The 17,379-nt window shown below is 35.6% G+C and carries 14 protein-coding genes; 3 read left to right on the top strand and 11 right to left on the bottom strand.

Annotation, left to right across the window (positions count from 1 at the left end; translation table 11 throughout):
- Positions 1-45: 45 nt before the first annotated feature.
- The 3 genes from FF52_RS17825 to FF52_RS17815 form a co-directional block, all read right to left on the bottom strand.
- Complete coding sequence (locus FF52_RS17825) at positions 46-1,134, bottom strand: efflux RND transporter periplasmic adaptor subunit (RefSeq protein WP_008467704.1); 1,089 nt, start codon at positions 1,132-1,134, stop codon at positions 46-48.
- Between the two features lie 220 nt (positions 1,135-1,354).
- The gene (locus FF52_RS17820; protein ID WP_008467702.1) at positions 1,355-4,645 is read right to left on the bottom strand and encodes an efflux RND transporter permease subunit; all 3,291 of its coding nucleotides are present in this window, start codon (positions 4,643-4,645) and stop codon (positions 1,355-1,357) included.
- Positions 4,646-4,657: 12 nt separating this feature from the next.
- On the bottom strand, positions 4,658-6,043 hold the full coding sequence (locus tag FF52_RS17815) for a TolC family protein (RefSeq protein WP_008467700.1): 1,386 nt from the start codon (positions 6,041-6,043) through the stop codon (positions 4,658-4,660).
- Between the two features lie 173 nt (positions 6,044-6,216).
- On the opposite strand from FF52_RS17815, the gene FF52_RS17810 reads away from it, so the two are divergent.
- The 3 genes from FF52_RS17810 (at position 6,217) to FF52_RS17800 (ending at position 8,552) form a co-directional block, all read left to right on the top strand.
- Positions 6,217-7,254: a sensor histidine kinase gene (locus tag FF52_RS17810; RefSeq protein ID WP_008467699.1), complete on the top strand. Its 1,038-nt coding sequence runs from the start codon at positions 6,217-6,219 to the stop codon at positions 7,252-7,254.
- A complete protein-coding gene (locus FF52_RS17805; RefSeq protein ID WP_008467698.1) occupies positions 7,251-7,955 on the top strand; it encodes a LytR/AlgR family response regulator transcription factor in 705 nt (234 codons plus the stop codon). Before FF52_RS17810 ends, FF52_RS17805 begins: the two co-directional genes overlap by 4 nt.
- 123 nt (positions 7,956-8,078) lie before the next feature.
- Positions 8,079-8,552 carry a hypothetical protein gene (locus FF52_RS17800; protein ID WP_008467697.1) on the top strand — a complete coding sequence of 158 codons (474 nt, stop codon included), beginning with the start codon at positions 8,079-8,081 and terminating at the stop codon, positions 8,550-8,552.
- Between the two features lie 308 nt (positions 8,553-8,860).
- Here FF52_RS17800 and FF52_RS17795 read toward each other — a convergent pair whose 3' ends face one another.
- The 8 genes from FF52_RS17795 to FF52_RS17760 all read right to left on the bottom strand — a co-directional run bounded on the left by FF52_RS17795 (position 8,861) and on the right by FF52_RS17760 (position 17,173).
- Entirely contained in the window at positions 8,861-9,625 is a 765-nt protein-coding gene (locus tag FF52_RS17795) for an SDR family oxidoreductase (RefSeq protein ID WP_008467696.1), read from the bottom strand.
- A 261-nt stretch (positions 9,626-9,886) separates the two neighbouring features.
- Entirely contained in the window at positions 9,887-10,609 is a 723-nt protein-coding gene (locus tag FF52_RS17790) for an SDR family oxidoreductase (protein WP_008467695.1), read from the bottom strand.
- 324 nt (positions 10,610-10,933) lie between these two features.
- On the bottom strand, positions 10,934-11,857 hold the full coding sequence (locus FF52_RS17785) for a helix-turn-helix domain-containing protein (RefSeq protein ID WP_008467694.1): 924 nt from the start codon (positions 11,855-11,857) through the stop codon (positions 10,934-10,936).
- A 168-nt stretch (positions 11,858-12,025) separates the two neighbouring features.
- Positions 12,026-12,586, bottom strand: coding sequence for a 2'-5' RNA ligase family protein (locus FF52_RS17780; RefSeq protein WP_008467693.1), 561 nt, complete (start codon positions 12,584-12,586; stop codon positions 12,026-12,028).
- 25 nt (positions 12,587-12,611) lie between these two features.
- The gene (locus FF52_RS17775; protein WP_008467692.1) at positions 12,612-13,979 is read right to left on the bottom strand and encodes an alginate export family protein; all 1,368 of its coding nucleotides are present in this window, start codon (positions 13,977-13,979) and stop codon (positions 12,612-12,614) included.
- A 5-nt stretch (positions 13,980-13,984) separates the two neighbouring features.
- A complete protein-coding gene (locus tag FF52_RS17770) occupies positions 13,985-15,772 on the bottom strand; it encodes an amidohydrolase (RefSeq protein WP_008467691.1) in 1,788 nt (595 codons plus the stop codon).
- 172 nt (positions 15,773-15,944) lie between these two features.
- Complete coding sequence (locus FF52_RS17765; RefSeq protein ID WP_008467690.1) at positions 15,945-16,634, bottom strand: hydrolase; 690 nt, start codon at positions 16,632-16,634, stop codon at positions 15,945-15,947.
- Between the two features lie 224 nt (positions 16,635-16,858).
- Positions 16,859-17,173, bottom strand: coding sequence for a hypothetical protein (locus FF52_RS17760; protein WP_008467688.1), 315 nt, complete (start codon positions 17,171-17,173; stop codon positions 16,859-16,861).
- Positions 17,174-17,379: the final 206 nt, after the last annotated feature.

Below are 17,379 nucleotides of genomic sequence, written 5' to 3'. Positions count from 1 at the left end.
AAACAGTCTAATTTTTATTAGACTGTATAGAATACATAATCGGTATTATTCGTTTATGACATCGCCTTCCTTAGTTTCTTCGCTGGCAATTTTTACCAGTTTATCGTTTGGAGTCAAATCGCCGAAAATTTCAATTTTATCTTCGATTTCTCTTCCTTTTTTAATGTCAACTCTTGTGGCTTTGTGGTTTACTACTTTTACTACATATAAACCTTCAGCAGAATTCACCACTGCCGATTTTGGCACTACAAATGTGCTGTCTTTCGCGTTAAGCGGTAACAAAACTTCGGCAACCATTCCTGGCAATAAATTTCCTTTGGTGTTGTGAACGTCCATTTCGACTCTTTCAGAACGCAGTTTCAAATCTAAAGCGCCAGACATTCTGGTAATTTTTGCTGTAAAAGTTTCTGGCAACGATTTTACATTAAAACTCATTTCGTCGCCTGGGTGCAAATATCCTGTGTACAATTCTGGAACAGAAACCGCCAAACGTAATTTGCTTTGTTCCTGAATCGTTAATAAAGGCAAATCAGAACCTTTTCCTTGCGGACCAACAAATGTTCCTAAATTCACATTTCTAGCTGCTACAACGCCATCAAAAGGAGCACGAATTTCAAGATAACCTCTCATGATCGAGATTTCTTTGTGCGCTGCAATTGCTGCCTGATATTGTGCGTAATCAGAATTCTTTTTGCCGCTTGCCATTTCTAAATCGTTTTTAGAAATCGTTCCTTCCACTTTGCTGGTTTCGTACAAACGGTTGTAAGTGCTTTTGCTGGTTGCATAAATCGCTTCCATAGATTTCAGTCTCGATTCGGCTGCAGCCAATTGCGAACTGATTTCTGGCGCTTCCAACACAATTAAAAGCTGTCCTTTTTTTACTTTAGAACCAATATCAACTTTTAAGGTTTTTACGAAACTGCTCACTTTTGCATACAAATCAACTTGTTGGAAACCAGTTAATTCGGCTGGCAAACGCAATTCTGTCGTCAGTTTTTCTTTCGCTAAAAGGAAAGTTTCAACTTTAGGTTCGATTTCTGCTTTAACAGGTTCTTCTTTTTTAGAATTACAGCTGTTCAGGAAAAATACTGCTGCTAGAAACAGCGGGCTATATTTTATAATTTTAGTGTTCATTTTTTGGTTTTATATAATGAATATGTTTTTAATTCTTTGGGAGTAATTATTTTAACACATAGAAACATAGCTTTTCTTTGTGCATAAAAGGCGTTTCACTTTTTTAAATGCATCCCGATAGCTATCGGGACTATGTGTGAAAACTAGTTTTTTCTTTTACCTTTTTTTAAAACTAAAATCTATATTTCTATGTGTTAAAAAAATAATTACACTCAACGAGTTAGGACTTTCCAACTTTCGGCTTACTCAATGATGAGATATAATGGATGCTTTCTTCGTCTTCAGGATCTAAAGAAACAGATTGTGTCGATGTTTTTTCTTGTGCCCACGCAAATATCTGCGGAAGGATCAATAATACGGCAAAAGTAGAAAATAATAATCCACCGATAACCGCTCTTCCTAACGGAGAAACTTGATCGCCTCCTTCGCCGTGTCCAATTGCCATTGGCAACATACCCATAATCATGGCAACAGAAGTCATGATAATCGGACGAAGACGCAATGCTGCTGCTTCACGAGCCGATTCTAATGCATTTCCGTTTATTTTTCGAAGCTGTTCGGCATTCGTAACCAAAAGTACGGCATTGGCAATAGAAACCCCAACCGACATGATGATTCCCATATACGATTGTAAATTCAATGTTGAACCAGTTAAAGTCAGCATTAATAAAGATCCTAAAACTACGGCAGGAACTGTTGTTAAGATTACCAGCGAAACCTTGAACGATTGGAAATTAGCGGCCAGCATTAAGAAGATTACAAACACAGCGACCAATAATCCTGTTTGCAAGCTGCTTAATGTCTCTGTCAGTACAGTACTTAGTCCGATTGGCGTGATAAACAAACCACGAGGTAATTCGCCCAATGAACTAATTGTTTTGCTCACATCTTTTGAAGCCGTCCCCAAATCGGTTTTATAGATGTTTGCTGTAACGGTAATGTATGGCATGGCCCCTAAATTGTCATTTTCTCCGCTTACAAATCCCGGTGTAATTTTGGCAACGTCACTCAATACCGGACGAAGCGAATTTTTTAATACCGGAATTTCTCCAATATCTGTTTTGCTTTTCATTTTGTTTAAAGGCACTTGAACCTGAACAGAATATGATAATCCTGCTTTTTCGTCTACCCAGTTATTTTTCTCTGTATAACGAGAAGATGAGGTCGAAGCGACAAGCGAACGTGAAATATCATTCATATCAACTCCCAATTCGGCAGCACGGGTTCTGTCAATATCAATATTCATTGCTGGATAATGAATTGGCTGACCAATTTGAACATCTCTGAAATACGAAATCGCTTTTAGTTTATCTACAATTTGAGTCGCGTACAATTCGTTTTTCTTTTTGTCTTTTCCTGCAACTCGAATCTCAATTGGAGTAGGAGAACCTTGACTTAAAACCTTATCCGTCAATTCGATCGGCTCAAAAGAAAGTTTAGTATCTGGAAGCAATTTTTTAAGTCTTGCTCTAAATTCATCTTTAAAGTCATCCATATCTGCCTCATAATCTTTCAAGCTTACTTGGAAAACCGCTTCGTGAGAACCTGCCATGAACAGATAAATCGGGTTGATCGAGAATAGAGAAGGGTGCTGACCCACATAAACAGATGAAATTCCGATATGATCTTTACCAACCATTTTTTCCAATTCTTTCAGAACAATTCTGGCTTGTTCTTCTGTTCTTTCCAAACGCGTTCCGTCAACAGCACGCATTCTTAATTGAAACTGACTTGAATTCGTTCTTGGGAAAACGTCTTTTCCGATAAAAGTAATAAATACAATAGCTAGTGCAGTTGCAGAAATCAGATATGTAATACTGGTTATTTTTTTGTGAACAAACAAACGGTCTAATGTGCGCATGAAACGAATCTTGAAGCGTTCGAAAGCGCTGATTTTTCCGTTGTTATTAGTATCTTCTCTTTCTACATATACTTTTTTCTGTGTAATCAGATTTTGTTCAGATTCTGGTGTTAAACCGCAGTCGTTAAACTCCGCTTCATCGTCTGTAATTTCTGGTCCGTGATGGTGTTTTTCATGTCCTTTCATCATCCAGTTGGCCATTACAGGCACAAAAGTTTGAGATAATAAGAACGAAATAACCATTGAGAAACCAATTGCTAAAGCCAAAGGCAAGAACAATGCTCCTGGAATACCCACCATGGTAAATGCTGGAGCAAATACGGCAAGGATACAAAGAAGGATCAATAATTTTGGCAACGCGATTTCTTTACAGGCGTCCCAAATGGCGAGTGCTTTTGGTTTTCCCATATCGAGATGCTGGTGAATGTTTTCGATCGTTACGGTACTTTCGTCAACCAAAATACCAATTGCCAAAGCCAATCCCGAAAGAGACATTAAGTTAATCGTCTGTCCGAATAATTTAAGGAATAAAACTCCCGAAATAACCGAAATCGGAATGGTCATAATTACGATTAAAGCAGCACGGCGGTCACCTAAGAATAATAAAACCATTAATCCCGTTAAAACCGCACCAATGATTCCCTCAGTAATCAAACTTTTAACCGAGTTGATTACATAAACGGACTGGTCAAATTCATAAGATAATTTTACATCTTCAGGAAGCGTGCTCTGAATTTTAGGCAATTCTGATTTTAATTTCTGAACCACATCCCAAGTAGAAGCGTCTCCCGCTTTTGCGATACTAATGTAAACCGAACGTTTTCCGTTTACTAATGCGTAACCCGCTGTAATATCGGCACCGTCTTTTACCGATGCAACATCGCCTAATTTTAAGTTTTGAACACCGCCTTTGAATAACGGAATCTGTTCAAAATCTTTAATTTCTTTAATCGTATTATTGGTTGGCGTAATATAGTTTTTGTCGCCCATACGAACGTTTCCTGATGGAGCCGTCTGGTTGTTCAAACGAATCGCTTCTACGATTTGGTCTGGCGTCATATTGTGCGAACGCAATAAATCTGGATCTACGTTGATCTCGATAGTTCTTGGGCTTCCTCCAAATGGTGCTGGAGATAACAAACCAGGAATCGAAGTAAAAGAAGCACGAACATAAACGTTGGCCAAATCCTGCAATTCGTTGTTGGATCTGATTTTACTGCTCAAAACCAATTGTCCGATTGGCAGTGAAGAAGCATCAAAACGAATGATAAACGGAGGTTGTGTTCCTGGAGGGAAAACCGCTTGTATTCTGTTTGAAAGCGCACTTAACTCGGCAGCTGCCTGCGCCATATTGGTTCCTTCATAATAGGTTAATTTCATAATCATTAACCCCTGAATATTTTTAGTTTCTACCGATTTGATACCGTTTGAGAAAGGTAAAACGTTTACGTAGTTTTTGGCAAAATAAGCTTCCATCTGGTCTGGCGTATAACCTCCAAACGGGTGCGCGATATAGATAACCGGCAAATTCATTTTTGGTAAAATATCTACCTTAATGTCTTTGATGGCACCAATTCCGAAGAAAAATAGACCCGCAACCAGTACTAAAATGGAAATGGGTTTGCGGAGTGCAAAACGTATTAAATTCATTAGGATTTATAATTAAAATTCATTTATAAATAAGTCAAAATTTCCTGTTGCAGCGACTTTCAATAAGTACGACTGCCACACATTATTATTGACAATATCTCGATCGATTTCAGCACGGTTCAGCGTGTAAATGGTTTGTGTTAAATCGGTTAGATCGGTTAAACCATTTTTATATAATGCCGATTTCTGAATGTAAGCTCTTTGTGCGGCATCAACCTGAATTGGCGCTTCGGCATAATTTTCCAAAGTAATTTTGATTTTATCTTCGGCGAAAGCCAGTTGAGACTTCAATTCTCTATCAGCCTGATTGTATTCTTCCTGCAGAGCTTGAGATACAAATTTCTGAGCGCTTACTTGTTTGCTTGAACGGAAAGGTGTGGTTAAATTCCACGTAATTCCAACTCCAACTAAATAGTTCGTGCGGTCTGGATTTACGCCATCCCAATAATTTCTCGTAAATGCGTTTTGATTGGTGGCATAAGAAGAATCAAATCCCGAGGCTCTGGTTTGCAAAACGCCAAAAGCACTCATGGTTGGATAATAGAATCTTTTATACAATTTAACCTGCTGATTGCTATAATCGATTTTCGTTTTATAGAATTGTAATAAAGGGTGAAGACTGTCTGTAGCCGTTTCTTTGGTTACCAATTCTTTCGGAATCTGAGTTACAAATAAAGTATCGGCAACAAAATCCTGCGGTGCAACGCCCATTAAATCGACTAATTTGTTGTTTTGTTCCTTAACGAAATTTTTAGCTAGGTTTAAAGCCATTTTTGCTTTAGAAACTTCGGCTGTAGCCAATGTAGAATCAACTCCAGCTAATAATCCGTTTTTAACTCTCGCAACGGCAGTCTTTTTGAAAATTTCGGCACGGTCTAAATTCTTTTGCTGCGAAATCAGTAATCTTTGGCTCGCCAATAAATTTAAATAAGCCGCCGAGATTTTAATTTCCTGCTGGAATTTTTCCTGCTCTAAATCTTTTTCTTTAGCCTGAACATCAATTTTAGATAAATTGATTTTTTCCTGTGTTTTTCCAAAAGTGAAAAAATCCCAGTTCATATTGACTAAATAAAGCGCACCAAATGCCGAATTCCAGTTTTGTTCTGGCAACGGAAGTCCCGATGAAGCAACTCCTAAACCTCCAAAACCATAAAGCGGTCCGTTTTGTCCGTTTACGGTTCCGTAATCCTGCTGTGCCGATAAATTCAAGTTGGGCAGATAATCACGGCGAGATTGTTTGAGAGTCTCTTTTGATGCATTGGTGTAATTGTTTTTTGCTCGGATAGAACCGTAGTTTTCAAGTCCTATCTTTATGGCTTCTTTTAAAGACAGGGTTTGAGCGTAGCCGGCTGAGGCAAAAATCAATAAAAATAATAAGGTAATTTTTTTGAAATACATAAACTCAAGTGTGATATAGAATATTTTTGATGCAACAAATTTATTTCTCTTACACTGATAAAAGTCAGGTTAAGTGATGTACTGCACTAGTAAATGACGAATTGAATTGGTCATTTTTTGAAAAAAATAATTAAATATTTGTTCGTACTTTGTAAACTATTTCACAATTAAGAATGAACAAAAAGATTGATAACATATTGGATAACAAATGGTGGCAGGAGGTTGCTGTTGTCCTTTTTTCATTTACAATTTATACCCTTAAGAATGACTGGATGCTTTTTAGCTCCTTCGTTTCTATTTTGATGGGGATATTTTTTTATTGCATTTTATACATGCATGCGCAGTTTAACCGCTTTTTTTTACTTCCAATTTTATTCAAAGCCAATAAACCTTTCACTTATATTATTCTGACGCTTTTTGGTGTTTTTGTATTCTCGGTCGTTTTGTATGAAATTACCATGTTGGATATGTTTGCCAAATGCCATTTGTACCAAAACTCGCATCAGAGAAGTTATGCTTATCAATTGGCAAGTGTTTTAGGAACTTTGGTCTGCATTCTAAGTCCGATTATTGTTTTTAAATTTTATCGTATTCACAGAAAACAAACTGATGCGGCTTTATTGTTCAATCAAATGCAATTAAATTCATTGAAAGGACAATTAAATCCGCATTTTTTGTTTAATACTTTTAATACACTTTACGGAATCAGCCTTCAGTTTCCAGACAGAACGCCCGATTTAATTATGAAGGTTTCGCAATTGATGCGCTATCAATTGGAGAGCAATAGCAAACAATGTGTATCTTTAGAAGATGAATTGGAGTTTATAAACAGCTACGTTCAGCTTGAAAAAGAACGTGTTGGCTATAGATGTGATATTACTTTTGAAAATAAAGTAGATAACGAATACACCTATAAAATTTCTCCGATGCTTCTAATTGCATTTATTGAAAATGCTTTTAAACACGGCACCTGCGCTATTGAAAAGTGTTTTGTGACAATTACCATTTCTGTAGAAAACGGATTGCTGCATCTTCATGTTGCCAATTCAATTCCGAAGAAAAATGATGTGGTTTCTACCAAAATTGGTTTAAAAAACACTATTGAACGTCTGAATTTAATTTATGGAAAAGACTATAAATTAGATATAACAGACGATAAACAGACTTATATTGTAGATTTGGAAATACAGCTTAAAAAGTTTGTAGGATGAAAGAAACGAAAAGATGTATTATTGTAGACGATGAACCTGCTGCGCATTATGTTCTGGCCAATTATATCAAACAGAATCCGCAGTTAGAATTGGTTTTTCAAGGATACAACGGCATTGAAGCGATGAATTATCTCAGAGAGAATCCAGTCGATTTAATGTTTTTGGATATCAATATGCCTGAGATTTCTGGAATGGAACTGCTTAAAATTCTTCCGACACATCCTAAAACTATTTTGACTACAGCGTATTCTGAATTTGCTCTAGAAAGCTACGATTACGGTGTAATTGATTATTTGCTGAAGCCCATTTATTTCCCAAGATTTCTAAAAGCGATTGACCGATTTTTTGCAACCGAAAGCGTTAGGCAAAAGGCAGAAGAAATGGTAAATTCGGTTAGCGTAAAAGTAGATGGCTATCTGATGGATATTGAATTAGGCCAGCTTTTATATGCACAGAGTTTTGGCAATTATGTAAAACTTCACACGACAAAAAGAACGTATCTGGCTTCGATAACTACGACAGAATTTGAGAAATGCCTTCCAGAAAAGAGTTTTATGCGCATTCACAAATCGTATATCGTGGCGTTGGATAAAATCGATGCAACCGAAAAAGATTTTGTAGTCATCAAAAACGAAAGAATTCCAATCGGAATTACATACAAAAGAGAGTTGACCGATAGGCTAAAAAAGCTCGAATTGTAATTGCAACCATTGATTTTAGAGCGATTTTTGTGCTTGAAAAAAATGTTAAAATCTTCATGTTATCTTAATAAAAAAGTAGTACTTTTAATACGTTATTAAAGTTTAATTTTAAAAAATGAAACTATGAAAAACGTGTTTTTATATTTTACTTTTTTATGCAGTAGTTTTTTAATAGCTCAAGAGGGAACCAATATGAAAAAGGTAATTACACCGCCAGAAAAGGTTCGATTTGCTTTTGAGAGAGAATATCCGGGAAAAGTGCCAGTCTGGTCTGAAGAATATATTGGAGATGATGCAGATGAAATTCGATTTGAAGCACGATACAATGTAGACGATAGAACCAAAGCGGTGGCGATTTACGATAATCTGGGAAACATGAAAGCGTATGAACTTCAAATTCCGTTTAAACAGCTTCCGATAAAAGCGCAGTCTTATCTAAAAAAGAATTATAAAGCAAAAGCCATTCAAGAAATTGCAATGGTGGTAGACGATAAGAAAAAAACAACCTACGAAGTTGGCGTAACAAAAGACACTAAATTTTATGACATTGTTTTTGACGCAGAGGGAGATTTTGAAGTCTCTGTCGAAAAAAACTAAACAGCTTTACTAATTCAAATATTATTTGAAATGACAAACCCGATAAGTTTTTAATGCTTATCGGGTTTTGTTTTTTTTATTTTTTGTTTCAAGTTTTAGGCTTGAGGTTTGAAGTTGATATTCTTTGTCTATTTTAACCACAAAGCACGCAAGGTTTTTGTTATAGAAACGCAAAGTTCGCAAAGCTTTATCTGAAAAACTTTGCTGCCGATAGCTATCGTGATTGCGTAAACCTTAGCGTTCTTTGCGGTTAAACTTGAAACCAGAAACTTAGAATTTGGAATTTCAACTTTAGATTTTTGAAATTTTTACAACATCATTCCGCCAGAAGCTTCGATTCTTTGTGCGTTTATCCAGCGAGCGTCTTCAGTGCATAAAAAGGCAACTACACCGCCAATATCATCAGGAAGACCAACTCTTCCTAAAGCTGTTACAGATGCAATCTGCTGATTCATTTGCTCATTATCGCGAACAACTCCTCCGCCAAAATCAGTTTCGATAGCACCTGGAGCCACTATATTGGCTCTAATTTTTCTTGAACCCAATTCTTTTGCCTGATATTTTGTTAAAGTTTCCATTGCACCTTTCATAGAAGCATAAGCTGCATAACCTGGGAAAGAGAATCTTGCCAAACCAGTTGAAATGTTTACGATTCCGCCGCCGTCATTCATTACGTTTAATCCTTTTTGAGTCAAGAAAAACGGACCTTTGAATTGAATATTAGTCAATTGATCAAATTCAGCTTCAGTTGTTCCAATAAACGAATTATGAATTCCGATTCCCGCATTGTTTACCAAAAAATCAAATTTGTCAGTTTTGAAAGTGCTTTTTAGAACCGATTTTACTTCTTCAAAGAAAGCATCAAAAGTTCCTGATTCTGCAACATTTAATTGCAATGCAGCTGCTTTTTGACCTAAGTTTTCGATTTCTTTTACTACCAAATCAGCTTCTTCTTTTTTGCTGTTGTAGGTAATAATTACATCCAATCCTTTTTTTGCAATCGCAATTGCCATATTTTTTCCTAAACCTCTGCTACCGCCTGTAACTAGAGCTATTTTTGTGTTTACTGCCATCTTATATAATGTTTATTGTTTGTTGTTTGTTGTCAGTCTGAGCGGAATCGAAGACCTTTATAGTCAGAATGTCCTTTGGCTACGCTCATGAAGACAAATAGTTGTGTTTATTTTTTTAACACATAGAAACATAGATTTTGTTTTTCTTTAGAAGATTATATAAAGAAACTAGTTTCTAACACATAGCCTATGTGTTTTATTAAAAGTGAAACGCCTTTTATTCACTACAAAAATCTATGTTTCTATGTGTTTAATTTAAAATTAAGAATGCATTGCATTAAAATGATTTCTCAAATCTTCTGCGCTTGCATTTAATCTCGTTTCGCTGGTGCCGAAAGTAAGTTCTTGTCTGCCTTCTTTCAATTGTTCGAAAATAGATTCGATAAAACTGCTTACGCTTGGATGTGCGTCGTGAAGACCAATTCCGCCCAAATCTGTGTTTAATGCAGGTGGAATAATTTCTACCACTTCAATATTTTTTTCTTTTAATAAATGACGAAGCGAAAGTGTAAATGATCTGAAAAATGCTTTTGTAGCCGAATAAACCGGGACTTTTGCAAAAGGAGAAAATGCCAGTCCAGAAGTTACATTCATCACTGTTTTTAGCGAGGACAACTGAATAAATAGCGAAGTTAAATGCAAAGGAGCTTCGATGTTTGTGGCAAGCTCATTTTTCATGTTATTGTAAAAGTCAGCATCTGTTATGTTCATCCAGTTTTGAATTCCAGCATTATTGACTAAAACATTTAAATCAGGATGATTTGCTGCAATCCATTGATAAAGCGCAATGCGTTCCTCTTCTATAGACAAATCGCATACTTTAGTAATAATCGATGGAAACTTAGCTTTTACTTCTTCTAGAAGAGAAGCTCTTCTTCCGCAGATAATTACGGTATTGTTTTCCTGAATAAATCGTTCGGCAAGTCCAAGTCCGATACCGCTTGCACCGCCAGTTATTAAAATTTTGTTGTCTGATAAATTCATCTTTTCGTTCTTTTAATTTGATAAGACAAAGGTAGGAGCGAAGTAGACTTGGGTAGTTGTAAATATCAAACCGATGTTTGCGAAATTCAAATCAGATAGATTAATTAAAAATTAAAAATTAAAAATTGATAATTAAAAAATTCTGGTTCGCATTTTTTGTCCCCCTGAGCGGAGTCTAAGAGTCGCATGCTAAATCAATAAAGTACGTTCTACGTTGCGTGTCCTTCGACTCCGCTCAGGAGGACAAGCTTTGAGGTAACTATTGGCAACAATCTAAAATCTAAAATCTAAAATCTAAAATCTGCAATCTAAAATCTAAAATATCTAACTCCTAAAAGCCAACGGCGTAAAGGACGTTTGTTTTTTAAAGAAATTAGAAAAATGCGCTAATTCTTCAAAACCAAGAGAATAGGCAATTTCAGAAATATTCCAATCGGTTTGTTTTAAAAGAATTTTGGCTTCGTTTGTTAATCGGTTACTGATTAATTCTGTTGTGGTTTTTCCGGTGCTTTCCTTTAAAACTTTATTTAAATGATTGACATGAACAGATAATCGCTCTGCAAAATCTTTTGCTGTTCTCAATTCTAATCTTTGATTTGGAGATTCTATCGGAAATTGTCTTTCTAACAATTCAGCAAATAAAGATGAAACTCTTGCTGCCGAATTGTGTTTGGAATATAACGCGGTAATAGGCTGCAGTTTTTGTCCGAAGTGAATTAACTCTGCAACATAATTTCGAATTAAATCGTATTTGTAGATATAATCAGAGTTGATTTCTTTTTGTATTTTATTGAAAATCAATTCTACTTCTGAAACTTCTTTGTCTGAAAGCTGAAAAATAGGATAACCAGCGGAGGCAAAAATCGGAAGTTCGTCTAGATCGATTCCGCTTTTGCTTTTAGATAAAAACTCGCTTGTAAAAACACAAAAATGACCGCCTTGATTCGTGTCTTGCGGTAAATAGTTATACGGAATTTTTGGTGTTGCAAATAACAATCCCTGTTTTTCTATTTCGATAACTTTATCGGCGTATTCGGCTCTATTATGGCCTTTTATCAAACTTATTTTGTAGTAGGCTCTTCTGTCATAAGGCATTCCAGGCTTTCCTTTCATGCGTTCGAGAAGTTCTTTTATATCAAAGACATTAAAGTGTCCGATTTCTTTCTGGATGTCGTTTGGCAATAATGAAGTAGGATCAACTGTAGAACCTTCGGTAATATCGTGGTAAAATGAATCTAGGGATTTCATATTGTGATGAATTGCGAAATTCAAATATACGAAAAAATAAGCTTTGTGAGTTTAACCGCAAAGGGTGCAAGTTTTTTTTGATTTAGACAGTCTATAAAAACGCAAAGTTCGCAAAGCTTTGTGTAAAATATTTGCGAACCTCGCGAAAAAACTTTGCGCTCTTTGCGGTTAAAACAAACTCCCCTGTACGAACTCTGGCTTAGGATTGCTTCCGAAAGGAAAAGCATCAATTACAAAAAACTGTTTTACTTTGGGATCGAATTCCCTTAAAACAATTTCATTGCATTCAAATTCAAGATCAATTGTGGTAAAAAGCTCAGAAGCTATTTTAAGGTTTTCGGGTGTTAATCTTCTTCCGATTGACAAGTGCGGATTATCACTTTTTTTGAGTTTTAAAAACTTAAAGGCTTCATGAATCTTTTTCATGATAGGCACTAGATTATTTTTTGAATCTTCGGTTACACCTATAAAAAAAGCGCCGCTATTTTGGAAAGCATCAAAATGATTTAATGATACGGGGAAAGGGAAAAAAGTATCTGAAATTTTAGAAAGCTTTTGTTTAATTGAATCGAACTCAGATTCGTCGATTGTAAATTCACAAATCGTAATATGAGCTTCAGAATTGCAGCTGTTGTACCAATCGATTTTGCTTCTTAAAAAATCTTTCAGCTTTTTAACGGGTTCAACTAAATCTTTTGAATAAAATACAACCGAATATGTTTTTTCCATTTTTAGGATTTTGAATTACACAAATTTAAAATTTAAATTGTGCTGTCAATGCGGCGTAAAAATAATCTTTTCCAGACCCCACTTCTTTTAAAAAACTGCCCGCATTAAACCAACCCGTTTCTAGTGTAAATCCTAAATGATTATTCATGTCGTAGTTTACATTCGAAATTAATTGCGAACCAATAAAACGTTCCGTTGTGTTTTTTCCAGAATATAAAAGCTGCATGTTAGGGGCGTATATACCGTCACTTAAGGTTTGTCTCCAGAAAATATCGTAATCAATTCCAAGTGTCCATTTTTCCGATAAACTAAAATTAATTGAAGGATGAACATCTATTAAATTAGAAGGGCCAATTAAGGCAACTAATCCAAAATAAGCGCCTCTTGGATATAACGGATTAAAAGTTTGTAAGTGAGCATCTCCCGAACTTTTATCGCCAGAAATGATTTCTGTTTTCAATCCGATTTCAGGCGTATATTTTATGTTTTCGAAAGTATAACAGGCAAAAGATGAAAGTGTCCAGCCTGAAATTGTCTTTTGATTGATGTTTCCAAATTGGTAAACGCCTTCAAAATCGTATTTCCATGTTCCTTTATTTTTCCAGATTCGGGTTCCAATAGATTGTCTGTTTTCTTCACCAATGGCATCATCAAAAACAGATCGGCTTTTCCATAAACCTAAATAATACAGATCGATGTTCTGAATGAAAGGCACTTTGTGAATTACAGTATAACTTCCCCAAAATTTAGCGTTTTCATTAAAACTATCATTAAAAGTTCCTTGTTTATTGGCAATAGGATGCGTGAAAAATGCGTCTGATTGCCAGTTGTTTTTTTTATAAAATAGTTTTACTGCATCAAAAGCAAGTCGACTGTTTGGACCTTCACGCACTGCAATTAAACGCTGTGAACCGTACATCATTTCTTGTCTTCCAGAACGCAATGTCAATTGCTCATTTTCTTCTTTAATAAAATCAATATCGAGAAAAGCCTGATGAATGTCTAGCTGATTTTCGTCAACTGGACTGGGATCTGTTTTGCCATTTGCTAAACTGCTTTGCAATTCAAAAAAGGTTCTGAAAACTCCTAATTGAACATTTGCATGAAACAGATATCGGGAAAGTAAATAGCCATCGTCATCAGCTTCGTCTCCCCATTTATTATTGACGGTATAAGTGTACTGAAGTCTTGCTTCACCGCCAATTGAGGCATAATATTTATCGTTTTTTCCTAACGGAATATATTTGATTCTCTCGTATAAAGTTTTGGTCGAATCTGCTTTTAGATAAGTGAAATCATCCTCATATCGCAGCCTTTGGAAAACTGGTTTTTGTTGTGCATTTGAAGAAAAAATGATTCCCAAAAGCAACAATAAGAAGAATGTGTTTTTCATTTGAATTAGTTTTTTTGATAACCTCCAAAGTAATTTACCGGACTCCAGCCTGGAATTGCTTTTGGTTTTTCGTTGGCAAAGGTTCTAAAGTCATTATCAGCGTAAACTACTTTTCCGTTTACTACTGTAAGTTTTGATTCGATATTTAAGATTTTTTCTTCAGAAGTCGAGAAGTAATCATCAGAAAGAATAGCGAAATCGGCCAATTTTCCAGGTGCCAGCATTCCTCGGTCTTTTTCAATATTGATTAATTGGGCGCTTCCGTACGTGAATAGTTTTAAAGCAGTGTTTCTGTCAATAATATTTTCATCATTCATATATTTTAAGCCGCCCAAAGTTTTTCCTGTTGTGAGCCAATATAAACCAACCCAAGGATTGTAGCTTGCTACGCGTGTTCCGTCAGTTCCCATTCCAACTTTAATTCCTAGCTCGAACATTTTCTTTAATGGAACTGTGTTTGAAGCAGCTGTTTTTCCATATCTTTTAATGAAACTTTCTCCTTGATACGCCATCCTATGCTGGATTGCGATTCCGCCATTTAAAGCTTTAATTCGTTTTAAATTTTCTGTAGATACCGTTTCAGCATGATCAAAGAACCATAAAAGGCCATTTAAAGGTGTTTCCTTGTTGATGTCTTCTATTACGTTTAAAAATCTAGTGATGCTTTCATTGTAAGTAGCGTGAATTCTGAAAGGCCATCTATTTTTCACTAATAAAGATAACACTTCTTTTAATTGTCCTTCCATCGCTGGATTTAATTCTGGTCTTGGTTTGTCGAAGTTTTCAAAATCTCCTGCGCTCATTACCAAATTTTCTCCAGCACCCTGAACGTGATATTCTACTTTATCCGAATGATGATCATCATCACAGCCTTCGCCAATTTCAACGGTTTGCATCCATTTGGTGTAATCGTTTAATTCTGTACCTGCTTTTTGCGCAAACAAATAATAAGGCATTCTAACGGTTAAATCGCTGTCTTTGCATAAACCATTGGTTACACCATAATCATCAGGAAAATTTTGAAATCCGCCTCCGGCATCCATAATTGCAGTTACGCCAAGACGATTCATTTCGGTCATAAATTGTTTAGTCGAATTGAATTTTTCTTCTTGAGTCAATTCGGGAAGTTTCGCAAGAGTCGAATATAGAATGAAAGCATTTGGTTCTGCCACCAATAATCCTGTTGGATTTCCGTTTGGATCTTTTTCAATCAATCCTGCATTTGGATTTGGCGTGTTGGAATCAATTTTCAAAGCTTCTAAACCTGCTTTGTTCAAATAAGCATGTCCATATAAATGAAGAATAAATGTTGGAACCTCACCCGTTGCGTCATTGATTTCTGCTAAAGTTGGAAGTCTTTTTTCTTCAAATTGATAAGCATTCCACCCGCCCACAACACGCACCCATTGTCCTTTTGGCGTTCTTTGTGCCTGTTCTTTTAACATAGCTAAAGCTCTTTTTAGAGAACGAACACCATCCCAACGCAATTCTGTATTGTAAAATCTTCCGCCTCGGATAATATGCATATGAGAATCGAATATGCCAGGAATAATCGTTCTTCCTTTGGCATCGATTATTGTTGTTTTTTTGTCTTTTAATTTTAAGATTTCACTGCTTTTGCCCGTTTTTAGGATTTTTCCATCTGCCACGGCCATGGCTTCAACAACTGTATTTTTATTGTCCAGAGTATGAATTATGGCATTATGAACAATGAGAGTAGCTTTTTTATTTTGCCCAAAAACAGGGAGGGAAATGATTAAAAGAAAAGCTATTAGTTTGAAAGAGAGTTTCATGATTGTGGTATTTTTGGTTTGGTAGATTTAATTAAAAATTGAGAATTAAAAATTAAAGGTTAAGTAAAATATCTTTAAAAAAGAGATTCAAACTTTTAGTTTTTCACGCAGGTTTAGCGGATCTAGAAGATTTTTTAATTTTTAATTCTCAATTTTTTAATTTCTAAAATTATTAGTGTTTCAACATTTCGTGCGCATATTGAACACCTACACCATAAGCTCCGCCGTATTTTTTAACTAAATCGGTTACAGGTACATAAGTTTCCTGACGAGCCCAGTCACGCTGTAATTCTAATAAATATTGTAATGAAGTTATAGGATGTGCACCAGCTTGAACCATACGAGTTACAGCCATTTCATGAGCTTCTTTCGAAACGTCACCACTTGCATCTGTAATTACATAAACATCATATCCTTCGTTGATAGCTGATAAAACTGGTCCAACAATACAAACACTTGTCCATAAACCGCCAAATACGATTTTCTTTTTACCAGTTGCAATGATTGCTTTGCGTGCAGGAGCGTCTTCCCAAGTATTCATTGTGGTACGGTCAATATAGTTTGAAGTTTTTTGTGGGTAGAATTCTTCAATTTCTCTAAAAACAGGTCCGCTAAAAGATTTTTCGGCAACAGTTGTAACGATAGTCGGTACTTTGAATATTTTTGAAGCCCCAGCTACTAGAGCCGTGTTGTTGCGCAATTGGTCGATTGGAATGTTGCTTACTGCAAATGCCATCTGGCTTTCGTAATCTATTAAAACTAGACTGTGATTTGTAGGGTCTAAAAGTGACGGACTTGGTTTTTGAGCGAATCCGATAAATGTTACTAAAGATAAAACTGCTGTAAGAATTAATTTTTTCATGATAATTTGATTTTGTTGTTAAATAAAGGTTTTAAATATTTTGTATTTGATTTTCAGTGTCTTGCATTCAAAATAAATGCCTTGTTTGTAATGTATTGATTTTAAAAGGTTTTTCAGAAAAGGCAATAGTGATCCTAGCGATATATCGTTATTAAAAATTGGATATTCGTTAAATGATATTCGTTAAGCTTTTAATGAATTTTGAAAAGAGAAAAATGCGGTACCTAAATTTTTCCTTTTAGATGCAATCGATGAAGGATTTCGGACTTTAATAATCCGCTTCCGCCGCCAAAATGTTCAATTACTTCTACGTCTGGCTGTTGTTGTAAGCAAAATAAAGTAAATTCTTTTTCGACATGGTCTTCGATTCCGGAGCTCAATAGCACAACGTCGATTTTGTGATTCTGAAAATAGTCCTGAGCTTCTATTTCGTTGCTAAATGCGACTGCATTCCAGTCTTCATAAGCATTTACAAGGCGAAGTAAAATGGCCAGAATCGCTTCGTTTTTTCCAAGTAATAAGAATTCAAGTGTTTTCATTTTCTTTTTAGTTTCTGAGGTTCTGAGGTGCTAAGATTCTAAGTTTTTTTATTTTAGAATTTCAGTTTCGCAGACCTTGTGATTTTACTTTACAAATTTATTGCTTTCATTATTGCTTCAACTTAATCTAGAATAAGAAAAGATTTTTTAAGTTTCTAAGATGCTAAGATGCTCAGATACTGAATTTTCTTCTTGTTTTTGATTTC

It is taken from the genome of Flavobacterium sp. F52 (assembly GCF_000278705.1).
GTDB lineage: Bacteria > Bacteroidota > Bacteroidia > Flavobacteriales > Flavobacteriaceae > Flavobacterium > Flavobacterium anhuiense.
The sequence above is the reverse complement of the archived record's forward strand: the minus strand, read 5'-3'. Positions and strand labels throughout refer to the sequence as shown.